This is a genomic window from Kitasatospora indigofera (assembly GCF_014655955.1).
Classification (GTDB): domain Bacteria; phylum Actinomycetota; class Actinomycetes; order Streptomycetales; family Streptomycetaceae; genus Kitasatospora; species Kitasatospora indigofera.
On sequence record NZ_BNBO01000001.1, the window covers coordinates 85,079 to 98,395 of the forward strand.

At 75.3% G+C, this 13,317-nt stretch carries 10 protein-coding genes and 1 riboswitch; of the genes, 7 read left to right on the forward strand and 3 right to left on the reverse strand.

Annotated features, from left to right (window positions below; translation table 11 throughout):
• Nucleotides 1–116 precede the first annotated feature (116 nt).
• From IE329_RS00375 to IE329_RS00385, 3 genes are all read left to right on the forward strand, one after another.
• Complete coding sequence (locus tag IE329_RS00375) at nucleotides 117–1,319, forward strand: acyl-CoA dehydrogenase family protein (protein ID WP_073928806.1); 1,203 nt, start codon at nucleotides 117–119, stop codon at nucleotides 1,317–1,319.
• A 427-nt stretch (nucleotides 1,320–1,746) separates the two neighbouring features.
• Nucleotides 1,747–2,439, forward strand: coding sequence for a phosphatidylserine decarboxylase (locus tag IE329_RS00380; protein ID WP_229927046.1), 693 nt, complete (start codon nucleotides 1,747–1,749; stop codon nucleotides 2,437–2,439).
• Nucleotides 2,426–3,319, forward strand: a complete 894-nt coding sequence (locus IE329_RS00385) for a CDP-alcohol phosphatidyltransferase family protein (protein ID WP_073928808.1) — start codon at nucleotides 2,426–2,428, stop codon at nucleotides 3,317–3,319. The genes IE329_RS00380 and IE329_RS00385 overlap by 14 nt, the downstream gene beginning before the upstream one ends.
• A 92-nt stretch (nucleotides 3,320–3,411) precedes the next feature.
• On the opposite strand, the gene IE329_RS00390 is transcribed toward IE329_RS00385, so the two are convergent.
• From IE329_RS00390 to IE329_RS00400, 3 genes are all read right to left on the reverse strand, one after another.
• Nucleotides 3,412–4,689 carry a hypothetical protein gene (locus IE329_RS00390; protein WP_229927047.1) on the reverse strand — a complete coding sequence of 426 codons (1,278 nt, stop codon included), beginning with the start codon at nucleotides 4,687–4,689 and terminating at the stop codon, nucleotides 3,412–3,414.
• 646 nt (nucleotides 4,690–5,335) lie between these two features.
• Nucleotides 5,336–6,451 carry an alpha/beta hydrolase family protein gene (locus IE329_RS00395; protein WP_190208698.1) on the reverse strand — a complete coding sequence of 372 codons (1,116 nt, stop codon included), beginning with the start codon at nucleotides 6,449–6,451 and terminating at the stop codon, nucleotides 5,336–5,338.
• Nucleotides 6,452–6,703: 252 nt separating this feature from the next.
• On the reverse strand, nucleotides 6,704–7,414 hold the full coding sequence (locus IE329_RS00400; RefSeq protein ID WP_190208699.1) for a helix-turn-helix domain-containing protein: 711 nt from the start codon (nucleotides 7,412–7,414) through the stop codon (nucleotides 6,704–6,706).
• Nucleotides 7,415–7,755: 341 nt separating this feature from the next.
• A riboswitch (cobalamin riboswitch) is annotated at nucleotides 7,756–7,888 on the forward strand.
• 125 nt (nucleotides 7,889–8,013) lie between these two features.
• Here IE329_RS00400 and IE329_RS00405 point away from each other — a divergent pair.
• Genes IE329_RS00405 through cobO form a run of 4 tightly spaced genes read left to right on the forward strand, consistent with a single transcriptional unit; the run spans nucleotide 8,014 to nucleotide 13,311 of the window.
• The gene (locus IE329_RS00405) at nucleotides 8,014–8,997 is read left to right on the forward strand and encodes a cobalamin biosynthesis protein (RefSeq protein ID WP_373311028.1); all 984 of its coding nucleotides are present in this window, start codon (nucleotides 8,014–8,016) and stop codon (nucleotides 8,995–8,997) included.
• Nucleotides 8,994–10,493 carry a cobyric acid synthase gene (locus IE329_RS00410; RefSeq protein WP_190208700.1) on the forward strand — a complete coding sequence of 500 codons (1,500 nt, stop codon included), beginning with the start codon at nucleotides 8,994–8,996 and terminating at the stop codon, nucleotides 10,491–10,493. The genes IE329_RS00405 and IE329_RS00410 overlap by 4 nt, the downstream gene beginning before the upstream one ends.
• A 52-nt stretch (nucleotides 10,494–10,545) precedes the next feature.
• Nucleotides 10,546–12,702: a putative cobaltochelatase gene (locus tag IE329_RS00415; RefSeq protein WP_190208701.1), complete on the forward strand. Its 2,157-nt coding sequence runs from the start codon at nucleotides 10,546–10,548 to the stop codon at nucleotides 12,700–12,702.
• 3 nt (nucleotides 12,703–12,705) lie between these two features.
• Nucleotides 12,706–13,311, forward strand: a complete 606-nt coding sequence (gene cobO / locus IE329_RS00420; RefSeq protein WP_073928813.1) for a cob(I)yrinic acid a,c-diamide adenosyltransferase — start codon at nucleotides 12,706–12,708, stop codon at nucleotides 13,309–13,311.
• Nucleotides 13,312–13,317: the final 6 nt, after the last annotated feature.

Genomic DNA, 13,317 nt, shown 5'->3' on the forward strand with positions numbered 1-13,317 from the left:
CCCCTCCCGCACCGCCGCACCCCTCATCACCACCCCGCACCGCCGCCGCGCCTCCCGCGGCACGCACGCCCCGCACCCCCACCCTCTTTTTTCCTTTGCATGACAGGAGCCGCACGATGGGACGCCTCGCACAGACCGACGGCCTCACCGAGATCCAGCGGGACATCCTCGCCACCGTGCGGGACTTTGTCGACAAGGAGATCATCCCGGTCGCCACCGAGCTGGAGCACAAGGACGAGTACCCCACCGCCATCGTCGAGGGGATGAAGCAGCTCGGCCTGTTCGGCCTGACCATCCCCGAGGAGTTCGGCGGCCTCGGGGAGTCGCTGCTCACCTACGCCCTGGTGGTGGAGGAGATCGCCCGCGGCTGGATGTCCGTCTCCGGCATCGTCAACACCCACTTCATCGTGGCGCACATGATCAACGCGCACGGCACCCAGGAGCAGAAGGAGTACTTCCTGCCCAGGATGGCGGCCGGCGAGATCCGCGGCGCCTTCTCGATGTCCGAGCCGGGCCTCGGCTCCGACGTCGCGGCGATCTCCACCAAGGGCGTCAAGGACGGCGACTTCTACGTCCTCAACGGCCAGAAGATGTGGCTGACCAACGGCGGCACCTCCACCCTGGTCGCGGTCCTCTGCAAGACCGACGAGGGCGGCAGCACGCCGTACCGCAACATGACCACCTTCCTGATCGAGAAGACGCCCGGCTTCGGCCCCAACCCGACCGTCCCCGGCCTCACCGTGCCCGGGAAGATCGAGAAGATGGGCTACAAGGGCGTCGACACCACCGAGCTGGTGCTGCAGGACGTCCGGATCCCGGCCGACCGGATCCTGGGCGGCGTCCCCGGCAAGGGCTTCTACCAGATGATGGACGGCGTCGAGGTCGGCCGGGTCAACGTGGCCGCCCGCGGCTGCGGAGTGGCCCGCCGCGCCTTCGAGCTGGGCATCTCGTACGCCCAGCAGCGCTCGACCTTCGGCAAGAAGATCTCCGAGCACCAGGCCATCCAGTTCAAGCTGGCCGAGATGGCCACCAAGGTCGAGGCCGCGCACCAGATGATGGTGATGGCCGCCCGCAAGAAGGACAGCGGCGAGCGCAACGACCTGGAGGCCGGCATGGCCAAGTACCTCGCCTCCGAGTACTGCAAGGAGGTCGTGGAGGACTCCTTCCGGATCCACGGCGGCTACGGCTTCTCCAAGGAGTACGAGATCGAGCGCCTCTACCGGGAGGCTCCGATGCTGCTCATCGGTGAAGGAACCGCGGAGATCCAGAAGATGATCGTGGGACGTCGCCTGCTGGAGGAGTACCGACTCGCCGACTGACCGGAGCAATTCCGGTTGACGGCCGGTGGACGGGCGTGCGGGCCCGAGCCGGCACCGCCGTACCCCCGTACCCCGGCCTGGTCCGCCGCGGGTCGGTACGGCGCCAGGGGGGCGGCCGCGGGGCGTATATCAGTAGGTATGCGCCCCGCGGCCGCTTCCGCGCGCCCCCGCGCACACACCCATTGGGCTGAGACATGGGTCACCCGGCTCTGCGGACCCCTTGGGAACCGAACCCGGGCGAGCTACGGTCGTACACATAGCAGGGGCACCCCCGCGCAGCCCAGGACAGATGAACGAGCAGGCGGGTTGCCCACCCACCGTGTGCTCCCGATAGCATCCACCGGGACAGCACAGCCGTCCCTTTATCACTCGATCCCCGCGGTGGCCCCCGTCCAGCGGCCATGATCCCCCGCGACTAAGGTCTTCGATGCCCATCAGCCCGTCCCCTCACACCTCCGTCACGGACAGCGATGCCCTCGCCGCTCCGACGGCCGGTCGGCGACCCCGCGTGACCATCGCGCGCGGAGCCACCCCCTGGTTCGTCCCCACCCTGGCCACGGCCGCCCTCACCACCGCCCTCACCAGGCGCAGCGGTAAGTGGGCCCTGGCGGCGGTGCCGGCCTGTGCGCTCAGCGCGGGCATGCTGTGGTTCTTCCGCGACCCCGAGCGTGAGATCAGCACCGGCCGGGTGATCTCGCCCGCCGACGGCGTGGTGCAGAGCATCGACGCCTGGCCGGACGGCCGCACCCGGGTGGCGATCTTCATGAGCCCGCTGAACGTCCACGTGAACCGGGCTCCCCTGCCCGGCACCGTGACCTCGGTCGAACACGTCGCCGGCGGGTTCGTGCCGGCGTTCAACAAGGACAGCGACCAGAACGAACGTGTCGTGTGGCACTTCGACACCGAGCTCGGCGACATCGAGATGGTGCAGATCGCGGGGGCCGTGGCCCGCCGGATCGTGCCGTACGTGAACGCCGGCACCAAGGTCGAGCAGGGCGAGCGGATCGGTCTGATCCGCTTCGGCTCCCGCGTCGACACCTACCTGCCGGCCGGCGTCGAGGTCGGCGTCGAGGTCGGCCAGAAGACCACTGCCGGGGTGACGCGCCTTGACCGTGACTGATCCTGAGACGATCGCGGGTCTGGACGACGAGGAGACGGAGCTGCGTCGACGCCGTTGGGCGCGCGACCGCGAGCTGCGCGCTCCGCGTTCGCCCCAGCACCTGTCCACCGCCGACTTCCTGACCCTGGGGAACGCCGTCTGCGGCTTCCTGGCGATCTACTCGATCACCACCGGGGTCCTGGTCCCGCACATCACCAACCCGGACGCCGCGCCGGACCGGCACAGCGCCGCCACCGCCGTGGTGCTGCTGCTCATCGGCTCGATGTGCGACCTGTTCGACGGCCTGGTGGCACGCAAGCTGCGTTCCTCCGCGCTCGGCGCCGAACTGGACAACCTGGCCGACCTGATCAGCTTCGGCATCGCGCCGGCCTACTTCGTCGCGGTCTGGGGCATGGTCTCGCCCGGCTCCGACAGCCGGCTGTCGGCCCTGATCGCCCTGACGGTGCTGCTCTCGGTGGTGCTGCGGCTCGCCCGCTTCTCCGCCGTGAAGATGCGCCCAGGGGTCTTCCAGGGCATGCCCTGCCCGATGGGCGCGATGACGGTGATCGCCATCGTGCTGCTGGACCCGCCGTTCCTGCCGGGCCTGCTGGCCATCGCCGGTACCGCGTACCTGATGATGAGCCGGATCGAGTACCCGAAGCCGCAGGGCCTGCTGGCCACCGCGACGCTCTGCTGGATCGTCGTCAGCATCGGCTGCCTGGCCGCCTGGGCGACCGGCCTGCCGGGTGGTGACACCCTGCTGCACATCGGCGCCTTCGCCCAGATCGCGCTGGCCGCGATGGCCCCGCTGCTGGTCATCCGCCGCAAGGTCGGCCAGAAGGTCGGCGACGTCCGCGCCCGCCGCGCGGAGTCCCGGCTCGGCTGCGACGGCGAGCTGTAGCGGTACCGCACCACAGCACGAAGGGCCCGGATCCACCAGGATCCGGGCCCTTCGTGCTGTGTCCGCCCGCTGCGCCGGCAGGGGCCGGGTGCCTACGCGCCGCCGTTGTGCACCGAGAAGGCCGAGCGGCGGGCCGCCCGGGCCACCGCCGGGTCGGGGTGCACGCCGGAGACGGCGGTCAGCACGGAGGCCGCGCGCGGGTGCCCGGACTGCCGGGCCCGGGCGAAGAGCCGTACCGGGTCGCCCGCCGAGGCGCCCTCGACGTGGCCGACCAGCAGCCCGGTCTCGCCGTGGTCCAGGACGGCGGCGGCGGTGTCGACCCAGAGCCAGGCGGCGTCCTCCGCGCCCAGCACGTCGGCCGGCGAGACGCCCTCCTCGTCCGACTGCTCGGCGAGCCACAGCAGGGCGTACGGGCGCAGCACGGGCTCGTCCACGGCGGCCCGGACCGCCTGCTCGGCGGTGCCCCCGGCCACCCGCAGCGCCTCGAAGGCGAGGCCGCGCACCAGCGCGTCGTCGCCCTGCGCCGCGTCCAGCAGCTCGGCGACGGCGCGGTCCACCGGGCGGGCGGCGACCCAGGCGCGGTACTCGGCCCGGGCCGGGCCCGGGGAGTAGTCGGCGCAGGCGTTGAGGAGTTCCAGCGCGCTCTGCTCGATGTGGCCGGCCGCGGTCTGCGCGACGGTGCAGATCTCCTCCAGCTTGGCGCGCACGGCCCAGTGCCCGAGCGGGGAGAGCTCGGCCGCCTCGTCCAGCCGGATCACGGCGCCGACGGCCGCCAGGCCGTCCAGCATCCAGTCCAGCACGGCGGCCACGTCCGAGGGCGCCGGCGGGGTGTCGACCTGCGGCTCGCGGCAGGTGCCGCGGACGGCCGAGACGGCGGAGGCCGCGTGCGGGACGGGCGACAGCGACAGCAGGCCGGTACCGGCGCCCATCCGGCGCTCGTCCAGGCCGCGGCGGAGCAGCTCCATCAGCTCGCCGTCGGAGACCGGGCCGTCCACCAGGTGGAGGAAGGAGAGCAGCTGCGGGGCCTGGTCGACCGCCTGCCCGGCGAGCACCGCGAAGACGCCGCGCAGGGCGGCGGGCGGTACCGGGGCGAGCAGCGTCCAGGCGTCGAAGAGCGCGGACCAGCCGCGGACCACGGCCTCGTCGTCGTGCTCCCAGGCGTGCAGGCGCCAGCCGGGGGCGGCGCCGCCGTCGCGGGGCTCGACCAGCCCGACCAGCAGGGCCTGGCCCCAGGCCTTGGCGGCGGCGCCGACGGTCATGGCGAGCGCGCGGCCGGCGGCGCGGGCGTCCTCGGGGAGGAGTTCGCCGCGCTTGTCGACCTGCTCCAGCTCGCCGGCCCAGCGGGCGATCCGGACGGCGTCGACGAGCATCCGCCGGGCCAGCGGGGCCAGCTCGGCGGGGGCGGGGAAGCCTTCGGGTACGGGTACGCGCCCGCGACCGGGAGCCGGTGCGGGGCCACGGCGGCGGGGTGCGCCGGGAGTGCCCGGGCGCGCACCGTCGGGACGGTGGGCCGTACCGGGCAGACGGGTCACCGTCGCGCCGGTACCGATCGTCGGCGGGAGCGGGGCATCACGGTCGCGCGGGTTCCGAGACGTCACGCCGTGCAGTCTTCCCCGTGCACGGGCGTTCTGTCACATCGAGTTCGGCGAGTCTGCGGGGAGCCGGGGCGGGGAGGGCCGCAAGATCGGGCAACAGGCCCCAAACCGGGCTTGCGCGGGGCAAAAATGACGTGGTCACGCCATCAAAATGGATGGTGTACCACCCCTCTCGGCGGCGCCGGGAGCGCCGGGGCGACCGCCTCAGGGGCCGGGACCGGAGGTACGGCAGGGCACGGCCGCCGCACGGAGGGGCAGGGCGGGGGCGAGAGCGGTACGGGGCCGGCGGGCCCAGCGGTACGGCACGGCCCAGCGGTACGGCCCTACCGCACGGGACAGCGGTACGGCACGGCAGGACGCGCCCGGCCCCGCCCGGGCCCCGCGGAGCCGCGGAGCCGCGGCGCTCCGGCCGCTCCGCGGGTCACAGCAGCGGCGTGAGGAAGCGCCGCAGGTTCTCCTCGTACCCGCGCGGGTCGGCGTTCCACAGGGCGGCGTGCGCGGCCCCGGGCACCGGCCGCAGGCTGACCAGGTCCTCGCGGCGGCCGGCCAGGCGGGCGGCGGCCCGCCAGGGGGCGACGGCGTCGTCCGGGCTCTGCATCAGCAGGGCCGGCACCCGCAGGTCGGTGCCCTCGGCGAGCCGGGCGAAGCCCGCCAGGTCGACGCCGGACCGCCCCTGGGCGGCCAGCGCCCCGAGCCCGGCCAGCGGCGCGCTGACACCCGCCCGGGTGGCCTCCCGGCGCACCGTCCCGGGCCAGTCGAGCACCGGCGAGTCCAGGATCAGGCCGCTCACCGCCTCGGCCCAGGCGGAGCGGGCCGCCGTCTGCAGGGCCATGGTGGCGCCCAGCGACCAGCCGTACAGCACGACCTTGCCCGCGCCGCTGTCCAGCGCCAGCCGGACGGCGGACTCGACGTCGCGCCACTCGGTCTCGCCGAAGTGCCCGAGCCCGTCGGGCGAGGCGGGCGCGCCCTCGTCGCCCCGGTAGGTGACGGCCAGCACCGGCAGCCGCAGGCGGTGCAGCACCGGGATGACCGGGAGGGTCTGCTGCCGGTCCGCGCCCGGGCCGTGCACCAGCAGCACCCAGGTGCCGCGCATGCCGTCCAGGTACCAGGCGGGCAGCGGCCCGGACTCGCCGACCGCGGCGGTCTCCAGGAAGGGCAGTCCGAGCGCGGTGGTGGGGTCGCCGAGGTGGACCCGGGGCGTCAGCCGCACCACGGTGCCGGTCTCCAGGGTGCCGGTGTCGGCGCGCTCCAGCCGGCGGGTGACGCCCTGCTGGTCGCTCTGCAGCACCTCGCCGACCACGGCATGGCCGTCGGCCCCCCACTCGACGGCGTAGCGGCCCGGGCGGGCGGTCTCCGCCGTCCTGGTGAGGGTGACGCGGCCGGCGGCCAGGCCGAGCACCCGGACCGGCCGAGCACCCGAGGCGTGGTCGGCCCGGGGGTGCACCGCCCGCTCCGACACCTTGCGCCCGAGGGCCAGGACGGCCACGCCCGTACCGGCCGCGGCGGCCGCCACGACTGCTGCGGTTCCCCAACGCATATCTCGCTCCCCGCTCTGCTGCTCCCTGCCGGGCGGCCGGCCGCGGCCCGGTTGCATCCGCACACCAGTCCACGCGCCGCGGGGCCGGGCGGCCACCGGTGCGGGGCCGTCCGGGGCACGGGAGCCCGCCCGGCGGCCGGGGACGGGCGGGCGGCCGTACCGCGAGGGGCGCGAAGGGACAGTGGGAGCAGGAGGAGCAGGCGAAGCAGGAGGAGCAGGAGGAGCAGCGGGAGCGGGGGAGGACGGGAGGGGTCAGACCGGGATGTCGGTGGGCCGCAGCGACAGCAGCTCCCAGAAGCGCTCGCCGAGCGGCCGGGACGCCCGCGGCGGCTCGGGCTGCGCCGGGGCGGACGATCCCCAGCCGCCGGACCCCCAGTGCGCCGTCACCTGGTACTCGTTCTGCAGGTCCGTCAGCACCGCCGCGAGCAGTTCCCCGGGCACCGGGACGATCCGCCCGACCGCCTTCACCTGGGCCTGCCAGCGCCCGTCGACGCAGCGGCGCAGCCGCTGGTCCAGCTCCTCGCCGCGGCCCAGCACGGCCACCACGTCCCGCAGCGTCATCCCGAGCACCTGCGCCAGCGCGTACGTCTGGTCCTCGTCCCCGGTCCACCGGCCGGCGTCCTCGGCGAGGTCGTAGACGCGCGGCGACAGGCCGATCCGGCGGGCGGCCTCGTCCCGGCCGAGCTCCCGGGCCACCCGGAAGTCGCGCAGGCAGGCCGGCCGGGCGCCCATCAGCTGGGCGGGCGGGCACCACAGGGCGCGGGCGAGGGCGATGAACTCCTCCTCGGAGGGCCTGATCTCTCCCGTCTCCCAGCCGATCACATGGGCCGGCAGCAGCCGGACCCCGTGCGCGGCCATCCCCTCCGCCACTTGATGAGGGGTCAGGCCGAGCCCGGCGCGGTGTGCCCTGGCCGCCGTGGGCGAGAAGGGCACCGGCGGCACCGAGGGCTTTCTGGATCGCATGAGCAACGACCGTACGGGCCGGGCCGGGAGGGCCCCAGACGCCGAACGCACGAAGCGCAGGTCAGGCCCCCGGTGGGCGACTGGCGGATCGTACAGATCCGTGCCGTCCGACGGGCGCGCTACTCGGAGGTAATGACGGTTTCCTCCAAGGCGGTCCGCTACGCGGGTAGCGCGACCCTGGCCTGCGCGGCTCGCGGGCCGGCCGCCCGGCGCCGGACGCGCGCCCGGCCCGCGCCGCGCACGGCGCACGCGGGCCGCGCGTGTGACCAAACCCTCGGTGGCCTTGGTTGACTCCCGGTTCGGCCGCGTGATGGGATCCATCAGCCAAACGGAGGCATGCAGAGGAAGCCGGTGCGAATCCGGCGCGGTCCCGCCACTGTCACCGGGGAGCACGCTCGAACCATGGTCACGGCGGTCCGTCAGAAGCCCGCGGGAAGGCCCGAGGGTGTGTCCGACCCGGAAGCCAGGAGACTCTCGCCCCCGGTACGTCGATCCAGGGCGCGGACCCTGAGTGAGGACACGCACGCCATGCAGGCTGCCCGGGCCGTCCAGCGGCCACCGTCGAACCGAGCCCGCCGCCGTACCGCCGCGCCCCTGCCGTGCGCGGGCTGACCCGCGGCGCAGCCTTCGCCCTGGGCGCCGTCGCCGGACACCTGGCCGACGCCCGCTTCGCCGACCCGCGGCGCGGTCACCCGGTGGCCGCCTTCGGCACCGCCGCCGGCCGCCTGGAGCGGCTGCTCTGGCGCGACCGGCGGGCGGCCGGCGCCGCGTACACCGCGCTCTGCGTCGGGACGGTCGCGGCCGGCGCCGTACTGGCCGACCGCACCCTGGGACGCTCCCCGGCCGGGCGGACGGCACTGGCCGCCGCCGCGACCTGGACGGTGCTCGGCGGCACCTCGCTCACCCGGGAGGCCAGGACCATCGGGCGCTCGCTCTCCACTGGCGACCTCACCGCCGCCCGGGAGCGGCTGCCGCACCTGTGCGGGCGCGACCCGAGCGCGCTGGACGAGCAGCAGATCGCCCGCGCGGTGGTGGAGTCGGTCGCCGAGAACACCGCCGACGCGGTGGTGAACGCCCTGGTCTGGGGTGCCCTGGCCGGCACCCCCGGCCTGCTCGCCTTCCGGGCCGTCAACACCCTGGACGCGATGGTCGGGCACCGCTCGCCGCGCTACGCCCGCTTCGGCTGGGCCTCGGCCCGGCTGGACGACGTGGCCGGCTGGCCCGGCGCCCGGCTCACCGCGCTGCTGACCGTCTGCGCGGCGCCCCACCGGGCCGGCGCCTGGCGGGTCTGGCACCGCGACGGCGCCGCCCACCCCAGCCCCAACGCCGGCCGGGCCGAGGCCGCCTTCGCCGGCGCGCTGGGCGTGCGCCTGGGCGGCACCCTGGCCTACGGCACGAGGGTCGAGCACCGGCCGGTGCTGGGCGGCGAACTGCCCCCGGTCGAGGTGGCCGACATCGAACGGGCCTGCCGGCTCTCCCGCCGGGTGGGGCTGCTCGCGCTCGGCGTCACCGCCGCCGGGCACGCCCTCCTGCACGGTGCGGGCCGGGGCCTCACACGTCAACGAAAGGGTGGCCGCAATTGAGCGGGGCACTGCTGGTCGCCGGAACGACCTCGGACGCCGGCAAGAGCGTGGTCACGGCCGGGATCTGCCGCTGGCTGGCCCGACAGGGCGTCAGGGTCGCGCCGTTCAAGGCGCAGAACATGTCGCTGAACTCCTTCGTCACCGCCGACGGCGCCGAGATCGGCCGTGCGCAGGCGATGCAGGCGCAGGCCGCCCGGGTCGAGCCGGAGGCGGCGATGAACCCGGTGCTGCTCAAGCCCGGCGCGGACGGCCGCAGCCAGGTGGTGCTGCTCGGTCGGGCGGTCGCCGAGGTCGGCGCGCTGGACTACCGCGAGCGCAAGCCCGTCCTGCTGGAGCGGTCCCTGGAGTGCCTGGCCGACCTGCGCCGGCGCTACGACGTGGTGGTCTGCGAGGGCGCCGGCTCGCCCGCCGAGATCAACCTGCGGGACCGCGACATCGCCAACATGGGCCTGGCCACCGCCGCCGCGCTGCCCGTGGTGGTGGTCGGCGACATCGACCGCGGCGGGGTCTTCGCCGCCATGTACGGGACGCTGGCGCTGCTCTCGGCCGAGGACCAGCGGCACGTGGCCGGCTGGTTCGTGAACAAGTTCCGCGGCGACGCCCGGCTGCTGGAGCCCGGCCTGGAGATGCTGCACCGGCTGACCGGCCGTCCGGTGCTCGGCACCCTGCCGATGCTGAAGGGCCTGTGGCTGGACGCCGAGGACTCGCTCGACCTCTCCACCGTGGTCGACCGCGAGGACGCGCGCGGCCCGCTCGGCGCGGACGTGCTGCGGGTGGCCGTGCTGCGGTTCCCCCGGCTGTCCAACTTCACCGACGTGGACGCGCTGGCCCAGGAGCCCGGGGTGCTGGTCCGCTGGGCCACCCGCCCCGAGGAGCTGGCCGACGCCGACCTGGTGATCCTGCCCGGCACCCGGGCCACCGTCGCCGACCTGGCCTGGCTGCGCGAGCGCGGCCTGGAGCCGGCCCTGCGGGCCCGGGCCGACGCCGGGCTGCCGGTGCTCGGCGTCTGCGGCGGCTACCAGATGCTGGCCCGCGGGATCGACGACCGGGTCGAGTCGAAGGCCGGCACCGTCGACGGGCTGGGGCTGCTGCCCGCGCACGTCCGGTTCGGCGCCGAGAAGGTGCTGGCCCGCCCCGTGGGCGAGGCCTTCGGGCAGCGGGTCGAGGGCTACGAGATCCACCACGGCGTGGTCACGGTCGATGGCGGGGAGCCCTTCCTGGACGGCTGCCGGGACGGGTCGGTGTGGGGGACGACCTGGCACGGCGCGCTGGAGAACGACGGGTTCCGCCGGGAGCTGCTGCGCGAGGTGGCGAAGCTGGCCGGGCGCGCGTTCGTCCCGGCGCCGGACACCTGCTTCGCCGAGGCGCGGGAGGCCCGGCTGGACCGGCTCGGCGACCTGATCGAGGAACACGCCGACACCGGCGCGCTGTGGCGGCTGATCGAGGGCGGCGTCCCGGCGGACGGCCTGCCGTTCGTGCCGCCGGGTGCGCCGTGAAGACGTTGCTGGGTACGGATGCCGCAGGACCGGCCAAGGAGAGGGACACCCGATGACTGACGTCCGATACCCGTTCACCGCGATCGTCGGCATGGCCGACCTGCGGCTCGGACTGCTGCTCAACGCGGTCTCGCCGGCCGTCGGCGGGGTGCTGGTCCGCGGCGAGAAGGGCACCGCGAAGTCCACCATGGTCCGCGCGCTGGCCGGCCTGCTGCCCTCGATCAGCACCGTCGAGGGCTGCCGCTTCGCCTGCGACCCCGCCGCCCCCGACCCGCAGTGCCCGGACGGCGCCCACGAAGGCCCGGCCGGCACCGACCGGGCCGCCCGGCTGGTCGAACTGCCGGTCGGCGTCACCGAGGACCGGATCGTCGGCTCGCTCGACCTGGAGCGGGCGCTGACCGAGGGCGTCAAGGCCTACGAGCCGGGCCTGCTGGCCAAGGCCCACCGCGGCGTGCTCTACATCGACGAGGTCAACCTGCTCCAGGACCACGTCGTCGACCTGCTGCTGGACGCCGCCGCGATGGGCCGCTCGTACGTCGAGCGGGAGGGCGTCTCGGTACGGCACGCCGCCCGCTTCCTGCTGGTCGGCACGATGAACCCGGAGGAGGGCGAGCTGCGGCCGCAGCTGCTCGACCGCTTCGGCCTCACCGTGGAGATCGCCGCCACCCGGGAGCCGCGCGAGCGCGCCGAGGTGGTCCGCCGCAGGCTGGCCTACGACGCCGACCCGGCCGCCTTCGCCGACCGCTTCGCGGGTGAGGAGCGGACCCTCGCCGAGCGGATCACCGCCGCCCGCGCCCTGCTGCCGGAGGTCGCACTGACCGACACGGCACTGCGCCAGATCACCGCCGTCTGCGCGGCCTTCGAGGTGGACGGGCTGCGCGCGGACATCGTGATGGCCCGCACCGCGGTGGCGCTGGCCGCCTGGGCGGGCCGCACCGAGGTGCTGGAGGAGGACGTCCGCAAGGCCGCCCGGCTCGCCCTGCCGCACCGCCGCCGGCGCAACCCCTTCGACGCGCCCGGCCTGGACGAGGAGAAGCTGGACCGGACCCTGGAGGAGCACGCCGAACCGGAGGAGCAGCCCGAGGACACCGGCGCCCAGGAGGCCTCCGAGGGCCGCGGGCCGGACGAGGAGCAGCCCGGCCCGGACGGCGGCGGCCCGGACGACGACGGCCCCGGGGACGGCGGCCCGGACGACGGCGGCCCCGGCGGCGGCGCGCCCGACCCCGCCGGACCGGCCGCGCCCACGGAGTTCGCCGCCACCGACACGGCGCCCGCGCCGGACGCCCCCGAGACGGACGTCCCCGCCCAGGGCCCCCGCCCGGCCCGGGAGAGCGCGCCGGTCGCCGCCGGGGAGCCGTACCGGACCAAGCTCTTCAAGGTGCCCGGCACCGGCAAGGGCGCCCAGGGGCGCCGCTCCCCCGCCGAGACCGACGGCGGCCACACCATCCGGGCCCGCCGCCCGGCCGGCCAGCTGACCAGGCTGCACCTGGCCGCCACCCTCCAGGCCGCCGCCCCGCACCAGCACGTGCGCGGGCGCACCGGCCGGGCGCTGGAGCTGCGCCGGGACGACTTCCGCGAGCAGGTGCGCCAGGGCCGGGAGTCCAACCTGGTGCTGTTCGTGGTCGACGCCTCCGGGTCGATGGCGGCCCGGCAGCGGATGACCGCCGTCAAGGGCGCCGTGCTCTCCCTGCTGATGGACGCGTACCAGCGGCGCGACAAGGTCGGCCTGATCACCTTCCGCGGCGCCGGCGCCGAGCTGGCCCTGCCGCCGACCTCCTCGGTGGAGGTCGGCGCGGCCCGGCTGGAGTCGCTGCCGACCGGCGGCCGCACCCCGCTGGCGGCCGGCCTGCTGCGGGCCCACGAGACCCTGCGGGTCGAGCGGATGCGCGACCCGCACCGCCGGCCGCTGCTGGTCGTGGTCACCGACGGCCGGGCCACCGGCGGGCGGGACGCGCTCGCCGACGCGGGCCGGGCCGCCGGGCTGCTGGCCGCCCAGGGCCTGGCGAGCGTGGTGCTGGACTGCGAGTCCGGCCCCGTCCGGCTCGGCCTGGCCCGCCGGCTCGCCGGACAGCTCGGCGCCTCCGCCGTGACCCTGGACGAACTGCGGGCCGAGGGCGTCGCCGCGCTCGTGCACGCCCACCGGCCCGCCGGCAGCACCGGCACGGCCACCCGCACCGCCACCAGCACCGCCGACCGAAAGGCAGCCTGACCCATGCCACAGGGAAAGCCGGAGAGCGTCCCCGACGACGGCCTGACCACCCGCCAGCGCCGCACCCTGCCGATCACGGCCGTGCACACCGGGCCCGGCAAGGGCAAGTCCACCGCCGCCTTCGGGATGGCGCTGCGGGCCTGGAACCAGGGCTGGCCGGTCGGGGTGTTCCAGTTCGTGAAGTCCGCCAAGTGGAAGGTCGGCGAGGAGAACGCGCTGCGGGTGCTCGGCGCCTCCGGCGAGGGCGGCACGGTCGCCTGGCACAAGATGGGCGAGGGCTGGTCCTGGGTGCAGCGCAACGCCGACATGGTCGAGTCCAGCGAGGACGCCGCCAAGGAGGGCTGGGAGCAGGTCAAGCGCGACCTGGCCGCCGAGACCTACCGCTTCTACGTGCTCGACGAGTTCACCTACCCCATGCACTGGGGCTGGGTCGACGTGGAGGAGGTCGTCGCGGTGCTCAAGGACCGCCCCGGCAACCAGCACGTGGTCATCACCGGCCGCTACGCCAAGGAGCCGCTGACCGACCTCGCCGACCTGGTCACCGAGATGACCAAGGTCAAGCACCCCATGGACGCCGGCCGCAAGGGCCAGCGCGGTATCGAGTGGTAGAGCCGA

Excerpts from the sequence above, each read along its gene's own strand:
- IE329_RS00375 (WP_073928806.1), top strand. The coding sequence starts at position 117 with ATGGGACGCCTCGCACAGACCGACGGCCTCACCGAGATCCAGCGGGAC.
- IE329_RS00380 (WP_229927046.1), top strand. The coding sequence starts at position 1,747 with ATGCCCATCAGCCCGTCCCCTCACACCTCCGTCACGGACAGCGATGCC.
- IE329_RS00390 (WP_229927047.1), bottom strand. The coding sequence starts at position 4,689 with ATGCTCGTCGACGCCGTCCGGATCGCCCGCTGGGCCGGCGAGCTGGAG.
- IE329_RS00395 (WP_190208698.1), bottom strand. The coding sequence starts at position 6,451 with ATGCGTTGGGGAACCGCAGCAGTCGTGGCGGCCGCCGCGGCCGGTACG.
- IE329_RS00400 (WP_190208699.1), bottom strand. The coding sequence starts at position 7,414 with ATGCGATCCAGAAAGCCCTCGGTGCCGCCGGTGCCCTTCTCGCCCACG.
- IE329_RS00415 (WP_190208701.1), top strand. The coding sequence starts at position 10,546 with ATGACTGACGTCCGATACCCGTTCACCGCGATCGTCGGCATGGCCGAC.
- cobO (WP_073928813.1), top strand. The coding sequence starts at position 12,706 with ATGCCACAGGGAAAGCCGGAGAGCGTCCCCGACGACGGCCTGACCACC.